The organism is Streptomyces nodosus, assembly GCF_008704995.1.
Classification (GTDB): Bacteria; Actinomycetota; Actinomycetes; order Streptomycetales; family Streptomycetaceae; genus Streptomyces; species Streptomyces nodosus.
On sequence record NZ_CP023747.1, the window covers coordinates 2620724 to 2637425 of the forward strand.

Annotated in this window: 14 protein-coding genes; 3 read left to right on the top strand and 11 right to left on the bottom strand. The window is 72.1% G+C overall.

The window, feature by feature from the left end; all coding sequences use genetic code 11:
• Positions 1-132: 132 nt before the first annotated feature.
• The 4 genes from CP978_RS11940 to hrcA form a co-directional block, all read right to left on the bottom strand.
• Positions 133-873 carry a 16S rRNA (uracil(1498)-N(3))-methyltransferase gene (locus CP978_RS11940; protein WP_043440129.1) on the bottom strand — a complete coding sequence of 247 codons (741 nt, stop codon included), beginning with the start codon at positions 871-873 and terminating at the stop codon, positions 133-135.
• On the bottom strand, positions 870-1988 hold the full coding sequence (locus CP978_RS11945) for a nitronate monooxygenase (RefSeq protein ID WP_043440130.1): 1119 nt from the start codon (positions 1986-1988) through the stop codon (positions 870-872). The genes CP978_RS11940 and CP978_RS11945 overlap by 4 nt, the downstream gene beginning before the upstream one ends.
• A gap of 168 nt (positions 1989-2156) precedes the next feature.
• The gene (gene dnaJ / locus CP978_RS11950) at positions 2157-3296 is read right to left on the bottom strand and encodes a molecular chaperone DnaJ (protein WP_043440131.1); all 1140 of its coding nucleotides are present in this window, start codon (positions 3294-3296) and stop codon (positions 2157-2159) included.
• Positions 3297-4316, bottom strand: a complete 1020-nt coding sequence (gene hrcA, locus CP978_RS11955; protein ID WP_043448440.1) for a heat-inducible transcriptional repressor HrcA — start codon at positions 4314-4316, stop codon at positions 3297-3299. It abuts the gene before it with no gap.
• A 206-nt stretch (positions 4317-4522) separates the two neighbouring features.
• Between hrcA and CP978_RS11960 the strand changes: the two genes are divergently transcribed.
• Positions 4523-5266 carry an MBL fold metallo-hydrolase gene (locus tag CP978_RS11960; RefSeq protein WP_043440132.1) on the top strand — a complete coding sequence of 248 codons (744 nt, stop codon included), beginning with the start codon at positions 4523-4525 and terminating at the stop codon, positions 5264-5266.
• Between the two features lie 34 nt (positions 5267-5300).
• Positions 5301-6101: a DUF3097 domain-containing protein gene (locus CP978_RS11965; RefSeq protein WP_043440134.1), complete on the top strand. Its 801-nt coding sequence runs from the start codon at positions 5301-5303 to the stop codon at positions 6099-6101.
• Positions 6102-6164: 63 nt separating this feature from the next.
• On the opposite strand, the gene hemW is transcribed toward CP978_RS11965, so the two are convergent.
• The 4 genes from hemW to lepA all read right to left on the bottom strand — a co-directional run bounded on the left by hemW (position 6165) and on the right by lepA (position 13639).
• Entirely contained in the window at positions 6165-7397 is a 1233-nt protein-coding gene (gene hemW, locus CP978_RS11970) for a radical SAM family heme chaperone HemW (protein ID WP_043448441.1), read from the bottom strand.
• Between the two features lie 31 nt (positions 7398-7428).
• Positions 7429-9387 (bottom strand): SpoIIE family protein phosphatase, encoded by a 1959-nt coding sequence (locus CP978_RS11975; protein WP_043440135.1) that lies wholly within the window; start codon positions 9385-9387, stop codon positions 7429-7431.
• Positions 9388-9601: 214 nt separating this feature from the next.
• Positions 9602-11473 carry an AMP-dependent synthetase/ligase gene (locus CP978_RS11980; protein WP_043440136.1) on the bottom strand — a complete coding sequence of 624 codons (1872 nt, stop codon included), beginning with the start codon at positions 11471-11473 and terminating at the stop codon, positions 9602-9604.
• Between the two features lie 300 nt (positions 11474-11773).
• Positions 11774-13639 carry a translation elongation factor 4 gene (lepA, locus tag CP978_RS11985; protein WP_043440137.1) on the bottom strand — a complete coding sequence of 622 codons (1866 nt, stop codon included), beginning with the start codon at positions 13637-13639 and terminating at the stop codon, positions 11774-11776.
• Positions 13640-13871: 232 nt separating this feature from the next.
• On the opposite strand from lepA, the gene rpsT reads away from it, so the two are divergent.
• Complete coding sequence (gene rpsT / locus CP978_RS11995; RefSeq protein ID WP_043440139.1) at positions 13872-14138, top strand: 30S ribosomal protein S20; 267 nt, start codon at positions 13872-13874, stop codon at positions 14136-14138.
• Positions 14139-14328: 190 nt separating this feature from the next.
• Here rpsT and holA read toward each other — a convergent pair whose 3' ends face one another.
• The 3 genes from holA to CP978_RS12010 all read right to left on the bottom strand — a co-directional run bounded on the left by holA (position 14329) and on the right by CP978_RS12010 (position 16645).
• Positions 14329-15318: a DNA polymerase III subunit delta gene (gene holA / locus CP978_RS12000; protein WP_107070384.1), complete on the bottom strand. Its 990-nt coding sequence runs from the start codon at positions 15316-15318 to the stop codon at positions 14329-14331.
• A 148-nt stretch (positions 15319-15466) separates the two neighbouring features.
• Complete coding sequence (locus CP978_RS12005) at positions 15467-15712, bottom strand: hypothetical protein (protein ID WP_043440143.1); 246 nt, start codon at positions 15710-15712, stop codon at positions 15467-15469.
• A gap of 78 nt (positions 15713-15790) precedes the next feature.
• Complete coding sequence (locus CP978_RS12010) at positions 15791-16645, bottom strand: arylamine N-acetyltransferase family protein (protein WP_043440145.1); 855 nt, start codon at positions 16643-16645, stop codon at positions 15791-15793.
• Positions 16646-16702 lie beyond the last annotated feature (57 nt).

The window sequence follows — 16702 nt, forward strand, 5'->3', positions numbered from 1 at the left end:
GACCGCGCACGCCCCCTCCGGGCACCCCCTTGACGTGCCGTCAACTCCTCACTGACGCCTGCACCCGGCCTCCCACGGCACTCGAACCGCCCCCGCGCACCACCGGCGTGCAGGGGAAGGGCTGTGCAGGCGCTAGGACCAGCGGCCCGTGCGGCCGAGCAGGAGTGCCGCTGCCGCGGTGCCGGCGGTGGAGGTGCGCAGGACCGTGCGGCCCAGCCGGAACGGGCGGGCGCCGGACTGCTCGAACAGGGCCAGTTCCTCGGGGGAGACGCCGCCCTCGGGCCCCACGACCAGCACGATCTCGCCCGTCGTGGGGAGGTCCACGGTCGCCAGGGGCTCGTCGCCGCTCTCGTGCAGCACCGCGGCGAAGTCCGCCTCGGCCAGCAGCGCCGCGACCTGCTTGGTCGTCGCCGCGTCCGCGACCTCGGCGAAGCGCACCCGGCGGGACTGTTTGCCCGCCTCACGGGCGGTGGCCCGCCACTTGCCGAGCGCCTTCAGCCCCCGCTCGCCCTTCCACTGGGTGATGCACCGGGACGCCGCCCACGGGACGATCGCGTCCACGCCCACCTCGGTCATGGTCTCCACGGCCAACTCGCCCCGGTCGCCCTTGGGCAGGGCCTGGACCACGGTGATGCGCGGGGACTCGGACGGCTCCTCGTGCGCGGGCTCCAGGTCCGTGATCACCAGGCGGTCTTTGCCCTCGGCGGCCTTCACCACGCCCTCGGTCCAGCGCCCGCATCCGTCGGTGAGGACCACGTTCTCGCCGGCCCGCAGCCGCTTCACCGAGACCGCGTGCCGCCCTTCGGCGCCGTCGAGCACGAACTCCGGCCCGACCGCGTCGAGTCGGTCCACCACGAACACCGGAGCAGTCATCGCTGCACACTCCCCGTCGTCAGCGCGGCCGTGGCCGCGTCCAGTTCCGCCGCCAGCACCTCCACCAGCTGCCCCGCGGGCAGTTCGCGGGCCAGGCGGTGGCCCTGCCCGGCCCACAGCGCCATGCCCTGCGCGTCACCGGCCTTGGCGGCGGCCTTGCGCAGCGGCTGGGTGAGGTGGTTGATCTCGGGGTACGCGGCGGGCGCGTAGGGGCCGTGCTCCCGCATGAACCGGTTGACCAGGGCGCGGGCCGGGCGCCCGGTGAACGCCCGGGTCAGCTCCGTGCGGACGAACAGCGGATCGGTCAACGCCCGCTTGTGCAGGGCATGGGCGCCGGACTCGGGGGTCGCGAGGAACGCGGTGCCGAGCTGTGCCGCGCTCGCGCCCGCGGCCAGTACCGCGGCGATCTGGCTGCCGCGCATGACGCCCCCGGCGGCCACGATCGGGATGCTCACGCTCTCGCGCAGCTGGGCCACGAGCGAGAGCAGCCCGATGCCCGCCCCGTCGTTCTCCCGGACGTCCCGGTGGGTGCCCTGGTGGCCGCCCGCCTCGACGCCCTGTGCGATCACCGCGTCGGCGCCCGCCTCCTGGACGGCGAGGGCCTCCTCCGCGGTGGTCGCGGTGACCAGGGTGAAGGTGCCGGCGCGCCGCAGGGCGTCCAGGGCCTTGTGGCTGGGGACTCCGAAGTGGAAGGAGACCACCGGTACCGGGTCGTCGAGCAGGACGGCGAGCTTGGCGTCGTAGCCGTCGTCACGGCCGCTGTCGGGGTCGCCCAGCTCCGTCTGGTACCAGGCCGCCTCCCCGGCGAGCTGGTTGGCGTAGACCTCGACGGTGGCGGAAGGCGGGGCGGAGCCGGTCCCTCCGGGAGTGCCGGGGCCCGTGCCCGGGTGTTCCGGCTGCGGCATGAAGACATTCACCCCGAAGGGTCCGCCGGTGAGCCCACGGAGCTGCTTGATCTCCTGGTACATGCCGTCGGCGGTCTTGTACCCGGCCGCGAGGAACCCCAGGCCGCCGGCCTCGGACACGGCGGCGGCGAGCTGGGGTACGGAGATCCCGCCCGCCATGGGGGCCTGCACGATCGGACGGCGAAGGAGATCGGTCAGCGCGGAGGACATGACGGCATGTTGCCACGTCCCCCGGACAAGTCCGAATCCGGCCTTCCGGTGACATATGCCGGTGGGCAAGGCCACGGTCGGAGCGGGCCCGGGGCCGGGTGACCGGCGACCCCGGGTCCGGCCGGCCGAGGCCGGCCGGCGCGGCCCACCGGGTGGTCCCGGGCCGGGTCAGCGGCCGTTGAAGGCGTCCTTCAGCCGGGAGAACAGGCCCTGCTGGCCCGGCTGGAACTGGCCCTGGGGCCGCTCCTCGCCGCGCAGCTTGGCCAGTTCGCGCAGCAGCCGCTCCTGCTCGGGGTCCATCTTCGTCGGGGTCTGCACCTCGACATGGACGATCAGATCGCCCCGGCCGCCGCCCCGCAGATGGGTGATGCCGCGGCCGTGCAGCGGGATCGACTGCCCGGACTGGGTGCCGGGGCGGATGTCGACCTCCTCCAGACCGTCCAGCGTCTCCAGCGGGACCTTGGTGCCGAGGGCCGCCGCGGTCATCGGGATGGTGACCGTGCAGTGCAGATCGTCGCCGCGGCGCTGGAAGACGTGGTGCGGCAGCTCGTGGATCTCGACATACAGGTCACCGGCCGGGCCCCCGCCGGGGCCGACCTCGCCCTCGCCCGCGAGCTGGATGCGCGTGCCGTTGTCGACACCCGCCGGGATCTTCACGGTGAGCGTCCTGCGGGAGCGCACCCGCCCGTCGCCCGCGCACTCCGGGCACGGGTTGGGGACGATCGTGCCGAAGCCCTGGCACTGCGGGCACGGCCGGGAGGTCATGACCTGGCCCAGGAAGGACCGGGTGACCTGCGAGACCTCACCGCGTCCACGGCACATGTCGCAGGTCTGCGCGGTGGTGCCGGGCGCGGCACCCTCACCGTTGCAGGTGTTGCAGATGACGGCCGTGTCGACCTGGATGTCCTTCGTGGTGCCGAAGGCCGCCTCGTCGAGCTCGATCTCCAGCCGGATCATGGCGTCCTGGCCCCGGCGGGTGCGCGAGCGCGGTCCGCGCTGCGACGCCGTGCCGAAGAACGCGTCCATGATGTCGGAGAAGTTCCCGAAGCCGCCCGCGCCGAAGCCGCCCGCGCCGCCACCGCCGCCCGCCTGGGACAGGGGGTCGCCGCCGAGGTCGTAGACCTGCTTCTTCTGCGGGTCCGAGAGCACCTCGTAGGCGGCGTTGATCTCCTTGAACCGCTCCTGCGTCTTGGGATCGGGATTGACGTCCGGGTGCAGCTCGCGGGCGAGCCGACGGAACGCCTTCTTGATCTCGTCCTGCGACGCGTCGCGGCGTACGCCGAGTACGGCGTAGTAGTCCGTGGCCACCTACGACTCCGCCAGGATCTGTCCGACGTACCGTGCCACCGCTCGTACCGCTCCCATCGTTCCCGGGTAATCCATGCGGGTCGGTCCGACCACGCCGAGTTTGGCTACTGCCTCGCCGCCCGAACCGTAGCCGACGGAGACCACGGACGTGGAGTTGAGTCCCTCGTGCGCGTTCTCATGGCCGATACGCACCCGCATGGCCGGATCCTTGGCCTCGCCCAGCAGCTTGAGGAGGACGACCTGTTCCTCCAGCGCTTCCAGGACGGGACGGATGGCGAGAGGGAAGTCATGCCCGAAGCGGGTGAGATTGGCGGTTCCGCCGATCACCAGCCGCTCCTCGGTCTCCTCCACGAGCGTCTCCAGGAGGGTGGCGAGCACCGTCGACACCATGCCGCGGTCCTCCGCCTCCTCGAAGGCCTCGGGCAGATCCTGCACAAGCTGCGGCACGTCCGAGAAGCGGCGTCCGGTGACCCGGCTGTTGAGCCGCGCCCGCAGGTCCGCGAGGGAGGTCTCCCCGAACGGCGCGGGACAGTCGATCATGCGCTGCTCGACCCGGCCGGTGTCCGTGATCACCACGAGCATCACCCGCGCGGGCGCCATCGGCAGCAGCTCCACATGCCGCACCGTCGAGCGCGTCAGCGAGGGGTACTGCACCACGGCGACCTGCCGGGTGAGCTGCGCGAGCAGCCGTACCGTCCGCGTGACGACGTCGTCGAGGTCGACGGCGCCCCCCAGGAAGTTCTGGATCGCGCGGCGCTCGGGCGGGCTCATCGGCTTGACGGCGGCCAGCTTGTCGACGAAGAGGCGGTAGCCCTTGTCCGTGGGGATGCGTCCGGCGCTGGTGTGCGGCTGGGCGATATAGCCCTCCTCCTCCAGCGCGGCCATGTCGTTGCGGACGGTGGCCGGGGAGACACCGAGCTGGTGCCGCTCGGTGAGCGCCTTGGAGCCCACCGGCTCCTCGGTGCCGACATAGTCCTGGACGATGGCGCGCAGCACTTCGAGCCTGCGTTCACTGAGCATCGCGCGCACCTCCAGCAATTCGTCCCTTTGGCGCTCCCCCTGGCACTCTGTCTGTACGAGTGCCAGCATCCCGGGGTCAGTGTACGGCTGTCGGGTACGCCCCCGGCAAGGGCGGGCACCGCCGCCGTACCGAGGTGTACCGACCTGTCCCGGGGTGTCCCCGGCAGCGCGTCCTCCCGGCGGGGCGTTGTGGATAGCGTCGCGGTATGACGGTGTTCTGGGAAGAGTCCGGCTGGGAGCGGCTGGGGCCGGGTGCGGGGCGCAGCCGGCTGCCGGTCTGGGACTGCACGGCGGGGCTGATCGTGGGCGAGCGCGGGGCGCTCATGGTGGACGCGGGGTCGAGCCGGGGCGAGGGCGCCCGGTTGCGCGCCGAGGCGCGCCGGCTGCTCGCGCCCGGGAGCGCGGGGCCCGGTGTGACGGATGTGACGCATCTCGCCCTCACCCACCCCCACTTCGACCATGTCCTCGGGGCGACGGCGTTCACCGGCGCGGAGACCTTCGGAGCGGCCGGTGTGGACGCGGTGCTGGTGCACCGGCGCGAGGAGCTGGTCGCGGACGCGGTGCGGCACGGTCTTGACCCGCACGAGGCGGCGGAGGCCGGGGCCACGCTGCTCCCCGTGCACCACCAGGTGTCGGGCGAGCGGACCCTGGACCTCGGCGGGGTGCGGGTGGTGCTGGCGACCGTGGGCCCGGCCCACACCGCCCATGACCTGGTGGTTCTCGTTCCCGGTGAGCCGGCGGTGGTGTTCTGCGGGGATCTGGTGGAGGAGTCCGGCGAACCCCAGGCCGGCCCGGACGCCGTCCCCGCACAGTGGCCCGCCGCCCTGGACCGGCTGCTGGAGCTGGGCGGGGAGGACGCCCGGTATGTGCCGGGGCACGGTGCGGTGGTGGACGCGGCGTTCGTGCGGGCGCAGCGGGACACTCTGGCGGCGCGTTTCGGCGTGTCGTAGCCCCGGCCGGAGCCCTTCTCCTATCGTCATCCGAATGCGCTCGTACTCTTCGGATCTGACCCCGCCGTGGAAGAAGCAGCAGCCCGTGCCCGAGGTCCCGGCGGACCCCGGTCTGGTGGTCGAGGAACCGGGCACCGGCTACTGCGGGGCGGTGATCCGCTGCGAGGCGGGCACGGTGACCCTGGAGGACCGCTTCGGCAAGCACCGGGTGTTCCCCCTCCAGCCGCGCGGGTTTCTGCTGGAGGGGCGGGTGGTGACGCTGGTACGGCCGTCGAGCGCGCCGGTGCGTCCGGCCCGTACGGCCTCCGGTTCGGTGGCGGTCCCCGGCGCCCGGGCCCGGGTGGCCCGGGCCGGACGGATCTATGTGGAGGGCCGCCACGACGCGGAACTGGTCGAGCGGGTGTGGGGCGACGATCTGCGCATCGAGGGCGTGGTGGTGGAGTATCTGGAGGGCGTCGACGATCTGCCGTCGATCGTCTCGGCCTTCTCCCCCGGCCCGGACGCACGCCTCGGCGTCCTGGTGGACCATCTGGTCCCCGGCACCAAGGAGTGGCGGATCGCGCAGTCGGTGACCGGCGAACACTCCCTGGTGGTGGGCCATCCGTACATCGACGTCTGGCAGGCGGTGAAGCCGTCGTCCCTGGGGATCGCCGCCTGGCCGCAGGTGCCGCACGGCCAGGACTGGAAGACGGGCGTCTGCCGCGCCCTGGGCTGGCCGGAGAACACCGGCGAGGCATGGCAGCGGATCCTGTCCCGGGTGCGGTCCTACAAGGATCTGGAGCCGGAGCTGCTGGGGTGCGTGGAACGCCTCATCGACCATGTGACCGTGCCCTGAGTCGCTCCGGTTCTCGACCGGTCTTCCGCACCCGTCGGGGCCGACGGGTGCGGGGTCGCTCCGTCAGTCCACCACGTCCCGCACCACGGCGTCCGCCAGCAGCCGGCCGCGCAGGGTGAGCACGGCCCGCCCCTGCTCGTACGGCCTCTCCTCCAGAAGGCCGTCCGCCAGCGCCCGGTGCGCCGCCGCGAGGCCCGGCTCCCGGAGCAGCGTCAGCGGCACCCCCTCCCGCAGCCGCAGCTCCAGCAGGATGCGCTCCACCCGGCGGTCCTCGTCCGTCAGGACCTCCCGCCCGGCCCCGGGGGACCGCCCCGCGGCCAGCGCCGCCGCGTACGCCCCCGGGTGCTTCACGTTCCACCAGCGCACCCCGCCCAGATGGCTGTGGGCTCCTGGGCCCGCGCCCCACCAGTCGGCGCCGCGCCAGTACAGCTCGTTGTGCAGACAGCGGGCCGCCTCGGAGAGGGCCCAGTTGGACACCTCGTACCAGTGGTAGCCCGCCGCCCCGAGGATCTCGTCGGCGATCAGATAGCGGTCCGCGTGGACGTCGTCGTCCGTCATCGGTATCTCGCCGCGGCGGATCCGGCGCGCCAGACCGGTGCCCTCCTCGACGATCAGCGCATACGCCGAGACATGGTCGGGTCCTGCGCCCAGCGCCGCCTCCAGGGACGCCCGCCAGTCGTCGTCCGACTCCCCCGGGGTGCCGTAGATCAGGTCCAGGTTCACCTGCTCGAAGCCCGCCGCCCGGGCCTCGGCCACACAGGCCTCGGGGCGGCCCGGGGTGTGGGTGCGGTCGAGGATCTTCAGCACATGCGGGCGGGCGCTCTGCATACCGAAGGAGATCCGGTTGAAGCCGCCCTCCCGGAGCGTGGCCAGATACCGCTCGTCCACCGACTCCGGATTCGCCTCCGTCGTCACCTCCGCGTCGTCCGCGAGACCGAACTCCTCGCGGATCGACCGCAGCATCCGCACCAGATCGTCCGCGGCCAGCAGCGTGGGGGTGCCGCCCCCGACGAAGACCGTACGGGCCTCGCGCGGGTCGTCGCCGAGCACCTTGCGGGCCAGGCGGACCTCGTCGATCAGCGTCTCGGCGTAGTTGTCGCGGGAGGCCAGCACCCCGCCCGTGCCGCGCAGCTCCGTCGCCGTATAGGTGTTGAAGTCGCAGTAGCCGCAGCGCGTGGCGCAGTACGGCACATGGAGATAGAACCCGAGGGGGCGCTCGGCGGCCCCGGCCAGGGCGTGCGCGGGCAGCGCCCCGTCGTCGGGGACGGGCTCGCCGTCGGGAAGTGCGGAAGGCATGCCCTCCATTGTCCGGTACCGCCGGGAGTGCTCACTCGGCCCGCAGCACCAGCAGCGCCAGATCGTCCTCCGGAGGCTTCTCCCCGAACGCATGCACGAGTGTTCGGATCCGCTCCGCGGTCAGCTCCGCGCTCAGCCCGGCACAGCCGGCGAGCGCCGTCGCCAGCCCGTCCCCGTCGTCGAACTGGAGTGATCCGCTGCGCCGCTCGGTCACCCCGTCGGTGACGCACAGCAGGGTGTCCCCGGGGTGCAGCTCGAAGGTCTCGCAGGCATAGGTCACGTCCTCGACGACCCCGAGCAGGGTCTGCGACCGCGCCATGGTCCGTACGTCGCCGGCCGGGCCCAGCAGCAGCGGCAGCGGATGCCCCGCGGCGGCCAGCGTGCAGCGCACCCCGCCGTCGAAGGGGACCAGCTCGCCGTAGAGCAGCGAGAGGAACCGGGCGTGCGGGCCGTCGTGGGCGAGCGGCACGGGGGCGCCCGCGGCGACCAGCGCCCGCGCCGCGGCGTCCGCGGACTCGGTGGCGTCGTCCAGCAGCAGCTGGTTGAGCCGGTCCAGGACGTCCGGGACCGCATAGCCCTCGCGGGCCAGCAGCCGCAGCCAGGGCCGGGCCAGCCCGATCACCACCGCCGCCTCGGGGCCCTTGCCCTGGACGTCGCCGAGCGCGAAGCACCACCGTCCCCGGCCGGCCGGGAAGATGTCGTAGAAGTCGCCGCTGGGGCCGCCCTTGTCACGCGGTTCGTACACGAGCGCGCTGCGCACCCCGGGGATCTCGGCGACCGCACCGGGCAGCAGCCCGCGCTGGAGCACCCGGCTGATGGTGGCCTGGCGTGCGTACTGCCGGGCCGCACCGATGGCCAGCGCCACCCGGCGGCTGAGGTCCTCGACGAGCCCGGTGACCTCGTCGGGGAAGCACGGCAGCCCGGCCCGCCCGATGACGAGCGTGCCCAGCGGCCGGCCGCCGGCGATCAGCCGGTAGGCGAGGGCCGCCCCGGTCGTGCCCCGCGGGCCCAGCGCCTCACCGGGCCAGGGCAGGGACACCGGCCGGGAGCGGACCGACTCGGGCAGCCGGGGCGGGTCCTTCTCCAGCGCCCGGCGCAGCTCCTCGGTGCGGCTCTCGCTGCCGTGCCAGACCCGGGCGAGCCGGGGCCCGCCGGCCACCGGCGTCTCGGGCCCCTGCCAGCCGGTCGCCTCGTCCTCCAGCCATACCGCGCACCAGTCGGCGAGCCGGGGCACCAGGAGCTGTCCGGTGAGCGCGGCGACCAGATCCTCGTCGAGCTGCCCGGCGAGCAGGTCGGAGGCCTCGGCGAGGAAGGAGAGAGCGCCCCGGCCCCGCCACTCCCGGTCGTACGCGGCGCGTGCGCCCTCGGTGAAGCCGGAGCACTCGGGCCCGAGCAGCCCGGCCCCGCCCGGGCCGCGGTCCTGGGCGCCCTCGCCCGCGCGGTCGTCGAGCGTGTCCCCGTCGCGCCCGCCGTCCCGGGTGTCGTCGAGCCCGCCGTCGAGGGGAAGCAGCGCCCAGACGGTCTTGGCGCCGCTGCGGTAGGTGATCCCCCAGGCCGTGGCGAGCGTGGCGACCAGCCGGAGGCCACGCCCGTACTCGGGTATGTCGTAGGGCCGTTCGGCGCTGTCGCCCCGTACCGCGCGGGAGGGGTGATGGTCGGTCACCTCGACGACCAGTCCGGCCGGCCCGCCCTCGGCGTCCTGGAGGCGGCAGGCCACCTCGACATCCGTGCCGGCGTGCACGACGGCATTGGTGACCAGCTCGCTGACGACCACCAGGGCGTCGTCGGCCAGCCGCTCGGTGACCGTGTCGGGCTCCGCCGCCCGGGACCAGGCGTCCAGGGCCTCCCGGACGAGCCGCCGGGCGGCGCCGGCCGCGAGCGGACCCCCGGGCAGCGTCGTACGCACCGCCGCGCGCGGCTCCGCGCCCTCGTACGCGGGCGCGTCAGGGGCGCGGAAGACGGTCTCCCGTTGCGTCGGAATGACCCCCATGGGCAGCTCCCCGAGCGGTTTCGGACTGATAGACCCCGGCGATGCGAACCAGGGTGACAGACCGGCGCCGCCCATCAGCACGGAGTTACCGAAGTGGGCCGTCATGGGTGAGAAGAGTGCTACAGACGGGTGAGAACCAGGCTAAGGATGTGATCGAAGACGAGCAGATTCGGGCATCCGGCCTTTGTTCTCGCGGCTGCTCTCGCGGCAGCGCCTACGCCTCGCGCGCCCCCTGGTACATCTCGTCGATCAGATGCTTGTACTCCCGCTCCACCACCGGACGCTTCAGCTTCAGGCTCGGCGTGAGCTCGCCGTGCTCGATGTCCAGGTCCCTCGGCAGCAGACGGAACCTCCTGACGGCCTGCCAGCGCTGGAGGCCCTCGTTGAGCTGTCTGACATAGCCGTCGATCATCTCGACCGTGGCCGGGTCGGCGACCACCTCCGCATAGGGCTTGCCGCCCAGACCGTTCTCCTTCGCCCACTCCAGGAGGGAAGGCTCGTCCAGGGCGATCAGCGCGCTGCAGAAGTTCCGGTCGGCGCCGTGCACCAGGATGTTGGAGACATACGGGCACAGGGCCTTGAACTGCCCCTCGGCCTCGGCGGGCGCGATGTACTTGCCGCCGGAGGTCTTGATGAGGTCCTTCTTGCGGTCGGTGATGCTCAGATAGCCGTCGGGCGACAGCTCGCCGATGTCCCCGGTGTGGAACCAGCCGTCCGGCTCCAGCACCTCGGCGGTCTTCTCCGGCAGCCCGTGGTAGCCCTCCATGATGCCGGGGCCGCGCAGCAGGATCTCGCCGTCGTCCGCGATCCGCACCTCGGTGCCGGGCAGCGGCTTGCCGACCGTGCCGGTGCGGTACGCCTCGCCCGGGTTCACGAAGGAGGCCGCGGAGGACTCCGTGAGGCCGTAGCCCTCCAGGATGTGGATGCCGGCGCCCGCGAAGAAGTACCCGATCTCGGGCGCGAGGGCGGCGGAGCCGGAGATGCAGGCGCGCAGCCTGCCGCCGAACGCCTCGCGGATCTTGGCGAAGACGAGCGCGTCCGCGGCCTTGTGCCGGGCGGCGAGACCGAGGGGCACGGAGCGGCTGCCGGTGCGGCGGAAGTTGTCCTGCGAGGCCTTGGCGTACTCGCGTGCGATCCCGGCCGCCCACTGGAAGATCTTGTACTTGGCCGCACCGCCGGCCCGGGCCCGGGCGGCGACCCCGTTGTAGACCTTCTCGAAGATGCGCGGCACGGCCGCCATATAGGTCGGCTGCACCACCGGAAGATTCTCGATGATCTTGTCGACCCGGCCGTCGACGGCGCTGACGTGCCCGACCTCGATCTGGCCGGAGATCAGCACCTTGCCGAAGACATGCGCGAGCGGCAGCCACAGGTACTGCAGGTCCTCGCCGCTGACCAGTCCGGTCGCCGCGATGGCCTTCGCCATGTACGACCAGTTGTCGTGCGGAAGGCGCACCCCCTTGGGCCGGCCGGTGGTCCCCGAGGTGTAGATCAGGGTGGCGAGCTGGTCCTTGGTGATCGCACCGACCCGCTCCTTGATCAGCTCGGGGTGCTCCTTCAGGCGGGCGGCGCCCCGGGTCTCGAGTTCGGCCAGTGTGAGCACCCGGTCGCCGGTCTCCACGCCCTCGGGGTCGATCACCACGAAGTGGGTCAGCCCGGGCAGCTCGGCGCTCCTGCTCCGCGCCTTGGCCAGTTGCTCCGCGTTCTCCGCGATGAGCACCTTGCTCTCGGAGTCGGAGAGGATGAAGGCCGATTCGTCGCTGTTCGTCTGCGGATAGACCGTGGTGGTGGCCGCGCCGGCGCACATGATGCCCAGATCGGCGAGGATCCACTCGACCCGGGTCGAGGAGGCGAGCGCCACCCGCTGCTCCGGCTGCACACCCAGTTCGATCAGCCCGGCCGCGACGGCCTGGACCCGTGCGGCGGCCTCGGCCCAGCTCAGTGACTTCCAGCCGTCCGGACCCTCGCCGTTTCCGGGCACGGGGTAGCGGTAGGCCTCCGCGTCCGGCGTGGCCGCCACACGCTCCAGAAAGAGGGCCGCCACGGACGGCGGACGGTTGTCGATCAACGTCTGGGTGTCGCTCACGGCATCCTCCGGGCCCCGCGGCGGTGCGGCTGACTCGTTGACGGGCGGGTGGCTGTGCGGCTGGGGTCACTCACGCGGCGCCTCTCGCCCACCCTTGCTTAACTCGTGAGTAACCATCGGGCAGAGATCAGCGTAGAGCCCGACCGGCCGGTGCGTAAGGGGCGACGGCCCCTCACTTCCTACCGAGGGCGACCGGTCGTATGCACAGGGGCCCGCCGCGCTTTCGCACGACGGGCCCCTGTTCCACCCGATTCGCCCCGCCCGATCCGGCCGGGCCGGACCCGGCGGTACGGCCGGTGGTTACTTCTTGCTCTTGGCCGACGCTCCGTCGTCGCTGGAGAGCACCGCGATGAAGGCCTCCTGGGGGACCTCCACGGAGCCCACCATCTTCATCCGCTTCTTGCCCTCCTTCTGCTTCTCCAGCAGCTTCCGCTTACGGGAGATGTCACCGCCGTAGCACTTGGCGAGGACGTCCTTGCGGATGGCGCGGATGGTCTCGCGGGCGATCACCCGGGAGCCGATGGCGGCCTGCACCGGCACCTCGAAGTTCTGCCGCGGGATGAGTTCCTTCAGCTTGGCGACCAGCCGTACGCCGTACGCGTAGGCCTGGTCCTTGTGGGTGATCGCCGAGAAGGCGTCGACCTTGTCGCCGTGCAGCAGGATGTCCACCTTGACCAGCTCGGAGGACTGCTCGCCGATGGGCTCGTAGTCGAGCGAGGCGTAGCCGCGGGTCTTGGACTTCAGCTGGTCGAAGAAGTCGAAGACGATCTCCGCGAGGGGGAGGGTGTAGCGGATCTCGACCCGGTCCTCGGACAGATAGTCCATGCCCAGAAGGGTGCCGCGACGGGTCTGGCAGAGCTCCATGATCGCGCCGATGAACTCGGTGGGCGCGAGGATGGTGGCCCGGACGACCGGCTCGTGCACCTCGGCGAGCTTGCCCTCGGGGAACTCGCTCGGGTTGGTGACCGTGTACTCGGTGCCGTCCTCCATGGTCACCTGGTAGACCACGTTCGGGGCGGTGGCGATCAGGTCGAGCCCGAACTCGCGCTCCAGCCGCTCGCGGACCACATCGAGGTGGAGCAGGCCGAGGAAGCCCACGCGGAAGCCGAAGCCGAGGGCGGCGGAGGTCTCCGGTTCGTAGACGAGCGCGGCGTCGTTGAGCTGGAGCTTGTCGAGGGCCTCGCGCAGATCGGGGTAGTCGGAGCCGTCCAGCGGATACAGGCCCGAGAAGACCATGGGCTTGGGGTCCTTGTAGCCGCCCAGGGCCTCCACGGCGCCCTTGTGCTGGCTGGTGATCGTGTCACCGACCTTGGACTGGCGGACGTCCTTCACTCCGGTGATGAGATAGCCCACCTCGCCGACGCCGAGCCCGTCGGCCGGGAGCATCTCGGGCGAGCTGACGCCGATCTCCAGCAGCTCATGGGTAGCGTTGGTGGACATCATCCGGATGCGCTCGCGCCTGTTGAGCTGTCCGTCGACGACCCTGACGTAGGTGACCACACCCCGGTAGGAGTCGTACACCGAGTCGAAGATCATCGCGCGGGCGGGCGCGTCCGCGACGCCGACCGGTGCCGGGATCTGGTCGACGACCTTGTCGAGCAGCGCCTCCACGCCCAGACCGGTCTTGGCGGACACCTTGAGGACGTCGTCGGGGTCGCAGCCGACCAGGTTGGCGAGCTCCTCGGCGAACTTCTCGGGCTGCGCGGCGGGCAGGTCGATCTTGTTCAGCACGGGAATGATCGTGAGGTCGTTCTCCATCGCCAGATAGAGGTTGGCGAGGGTCTGCGCCTCGATGCCCTGGGCGGCGTCGACGAGCAGGACGGTCCCCTCGCAGGCGGCGAGCGAACGCGAGACCTCATAGGTGAAGTCGACGTGCCCCGGGGTGTCGATCATGTTCAGGATGTGCGTGCTGCCCGGATCGTGGGTCGGGGCCCACGGCAGACGCACCGCCTGGGACTTGATGGTGATGCCGCGCTCGCGCTCGATGTCCATGCGGTCGAGGTACTGAGCACGCATCTGCCGCTGCTCGACGACGCCGGTCAGCTGGAGCATCCGGTCGGCGAGAGTGGACTTGCCGTGGTCGATGTGCGCGATGATGCAGAAATTGCGGATCAGCGCCGGGTCGGTACGGCTCGGCTCGGGCACATGGCTAGGGATCGCGGGCACGCAGGGTCCTGATTCTTGAGGCGTCCGCAGCGTCTGCGGTCTCGGGTCGGATCGATACGTAGCCTCCATGGTCCCACGCGCGGGAGGCTGCGACGGGTTTGGGCGGCCCAGAACCCGGCTGGTAGCCTGGGTGGCCGTGTCTCCTGCCCTCTCAGCTCGAGGCACGTCTCAAGAAAATCACCGGCGCGTGAGGCGGTCGTCCTCGCGTGCCTGAACCTGTAAAGGCTCATTCGTGGCGAACATCAAGTCCCAGATCAAGCGGAACAAGACGAACGAGAAGGCGCGCCTGCGCAACAAGGCCGTCAAGTCCTCGCTCAAGACCGCGGTCCGCAAGGCTCGCGAGGCCGTCGCCGCGGGTGACGTCGAGAAGGCCACCGAGCTGCAGCGCGTCGCCGCGCGTCAGCTGGACAAGGCCGTCTCGAAGGGCGTCATCCACAAGAACCAGGCCGCCAACAAGAAGTCGGCGCTTGCTTCGAAGGTCACGACCCTCAAGGGCTGACACTTGATTCGACGCCGGAGGGAATCGAGCGGGCCCTCTCTCATCCGCTCCCCGTCCGGCACCCCGGGTTCGCACGCGGCCTGCGTTCGCCACGCGGGTGCGAGCCCACCAGCTTGACACCGAAGGCCCCGCCCCGTCCTCCCCAGGACGAAGGGCGGGGCCTTCGACGTGCCGGGCCTTTTACGCCGGGCTACGCCCGTCCCCGCATCCGTGCCGCCCGTGCGATGGTGACGACCGCCTTCTCCAGGGCGTACTCGGGGTCGTCCCCGCCGCCCTTGACGCCGGCGTCGGCCTCGGCCACAGCGCGCAGGGCGACCGAGACGGCCTCCGGGGTCCACCCCCGCATCTGCTGCCGGACCCGGTCGATCTTCCAGGGGGGCATGCCCAGTTCCCGGGCGAGGTCCGCGGGGCGCCCGCCGCGTGCCGACAGCAGCTTTCCGATGGCCCGCACCCCCTGGGCGAGGGCGCTGGTGAGCAGCACCGGGGCCACCCCGGTCGCCAGCGACCAGCGCAGCGCCTCCAGGGCCTCGGCCGCCCGGCCCTCGACGGCCCGGTCCGCGACGGTGAAGCTCGACGCCTCGGCCCGGCCGGTGTAGTACCGCCCGACCACTGCCTCGTCGATCGTCCCCTCGATGTCCGCCACGAGCTGGGAGACCGCGGAGGCCAGCTCCCGCAGGTCGCTGCCTATCGCGTCGACCAGGGTCTGGCACGCCTCGGGGGTCGCCGAGCGCCCCTGGGCGCGGAACTCCCCGCGCACGAACGACAGCCGGTCCGCCGGCTTGGTCATCTTGGGGCACGCCACCTCCCGCGCGCCCGCCTTGCGCGCGGCGTCCAGCAGCCCCTTGCCCTTGGCGCCGCCCGCGTGCAGCAGCACCAGGGTGATCTCCTCGGCGGGCGCGGCGAAGTACCCCTTCAGTTCCTTGACGGTGTCGGCGGAGAGATCCTGCGCCGTGCGCACCACCACGACCTTGCGCTCGGCGAACAGCGAGGGGCTGGTCAGCTCGGCGAGCGTGCCGGGCTGCAACTGGTCCGAGGTCAGATCCCGTACGTCCGTGTCGGCGTCGGCGGCGCGGGCGGCGGCCACCACCTCCTGCACGGCACGGTCGAGCAGCAGGTCCTCCTGGCCCACGGCAAGGGTGACGGGGGCGAGGAGGTCGTCGTTCGCGGTCTTCTTGGCCATCACTGACAGCATCCCACGCCCCACCGACAGCGCGGCCCGCCCGGCGACCCGGTCGCGACCGCAGCCCGGTCACCACCGGGGAGGGGTTACGGCCGCTCCGGCCCGCGAACCGGTCGCCGTCGGGGCCCGGTCGGCGCCCCAGCCGGGATCACGGTTCCTCCCGCCAGCCGTCCCACTCCCCCGCGAAGGCGTCCAGCCGCGCCGGATCGAGGAGTTCGTCCTCGTCCCTCAGCACCACCAGCCACTGCGCGTCCTCGGCGTCGTCCTCACCGGCCAGCGCGTCCCGGACGATCCTCGGTTCCTCGTCCAGCTCGAACCGTTCCCCGAGTGCCTCCGCCGCTTCCTCCGCGGCATCGCGGTCGGGCAGCACCAGCACATGTCTCACATCACTCACGGGCTCATCTTCCGCCACCCCCGATACGGCCGGCGCCCCGGGCCGCCCCGAAGCCCCGGCTCACCGGCCCACGCCCCGTCAGAGGTTCGCCTCCGCCCGCGCCACGGGTTGCTCCCGCACCTCGGGAACGCGGTCCAGCGCGATCCCGAACCGCTCCCGGTACACCTCCAGCACCTCCGCGTCGCTCGTCAGATCCACCGCCTCCTTCTCCCCGTCCGGAGCGGTCAGCGTCAGACGACGGCCGCCGAGCGTGATCCGCCCTCCCTCCCCGGTGAGCCGCGAGCACACCAGCGACCGCCCGAAGTGGGAGTCCGGCGACGTGCCGTGCCACCAGGCCCCGATCCTGAAGTCCCCGAGCGCCCTGGGACGCAGCTCCAACCGGTACTGCGGGGTGCCGTCGCACAGCACATCCAGGTCCGCGGAGCCCGCCGGGCCCCCGCCGCCGCGTACGTCCGCCGCATCCGCCCCGGCCTCGGTCACCCGGAACACACCGCCGGGGTCACGCTGCTCGCCCCGCTCCCCGAACGCCAGCGGGCCATGGCTGTACGCCCCGAAACCGACGTCCGCCAGCCAGTCGCCCCCGTCCGCCGTGCCCACCCGCAGCGCCAGATGGTCGTACGGCACCCCGAGCAGGCCTTCCTTCCCGTACGTCCGCGCGGCGAGCAGCGCGACCTCGAAGCCGAGCGCCCTCAGCAACACCGCGAACGCCCCGTTGAGTTCGTAGCAGAAGCCGCCCCGGCGCCGGTCCACGATCTTCTCGAGCAGTCGCTCCTCCGCCAGCACGATCTCCTCGCCGAGGTGGAGCGACAGGTTCTCGAACGGGACGGCCCGCAGATGACGCAGATGCAGCTCGCGCAGCGCTTCGGCGGTGGGCCGGCCGGGGCGTTCCGTCCCGAGTCTGCGGAGGTAGCCGTCGATCAGAGCAGAGTCCATGACCGCAGTGTCCCGTGGGAACGGGGAGATGCTCCAGCCCTGTGGTTCGTGATGATC

Excerpts from the sequence above, each read along its gene's own strand:
- CP978_RS11940 (WP_043440129.1), bottom strand. The coding sequence starts at position 873 with ATGACTGCTCCGGTGTTCGTGGTGGACCGACTCGACGCGGTCGGGCCG.
- CP978_RS11945 (WP_043440130.1), bottom strand. The coding sequence starts at position 1,988 with ATGTCCTCCGCGCTGACCGATCTCCTTCGCCGTCCGATCGTGCAGGCC.
- hrcA (WP_043448440.1), bottom strand. The coding sequence starts at position 4,316 with ATGCTCAGTGAACGCAGGCTCGAAGTGCTGCGCGCCATCGTCCAGGAC.
- CP978_RS11960 (WP_043440132.1), top strand. The coding sequence starts at position 4,523 with ATGACGGTGTTCTGGGAAGAGTCCGGCTGGGAGCGGCTGGGGCCGGGT.
- CP978_RS11965 (WP_043440134.1), top strand. The coding sequence starts at position 5,301 with ATGCGCTCGTACTCTTCGGATCTGACCCCGCCGTGGAAGAAGCAGCAG.
- hemW (WP_043448441.1), bottom strand. The coding sequence starts at position 7,397 with ATGCCTTCCGCACTTCCCGACGGCGAGCCCGTCCCCGACGACGGGGCG.
- CP978_RS11975 (WP_043440135.1), bottom strand. The coding sequence starts at position 9,387 with ATGGGGGTCATTCCGACGCAACGGGAGACCGTCTTCCGCGCCCCTGAC.
- holA (WP_107070384.1), bottom strand. The coding sequence starts at position 15,318 with ATGGCCAAGAAGACCGCGAACGACGACCTCCTCGCCCCCGTCACCCTT.
- CP978_RS12010 (WP_043440145.1), bottom strand. The coding sequence starts at position 16,645 with ATGGACTCTGCTCTGATCGACGGCTACCTCCGCAGACTCGGGACGGAA.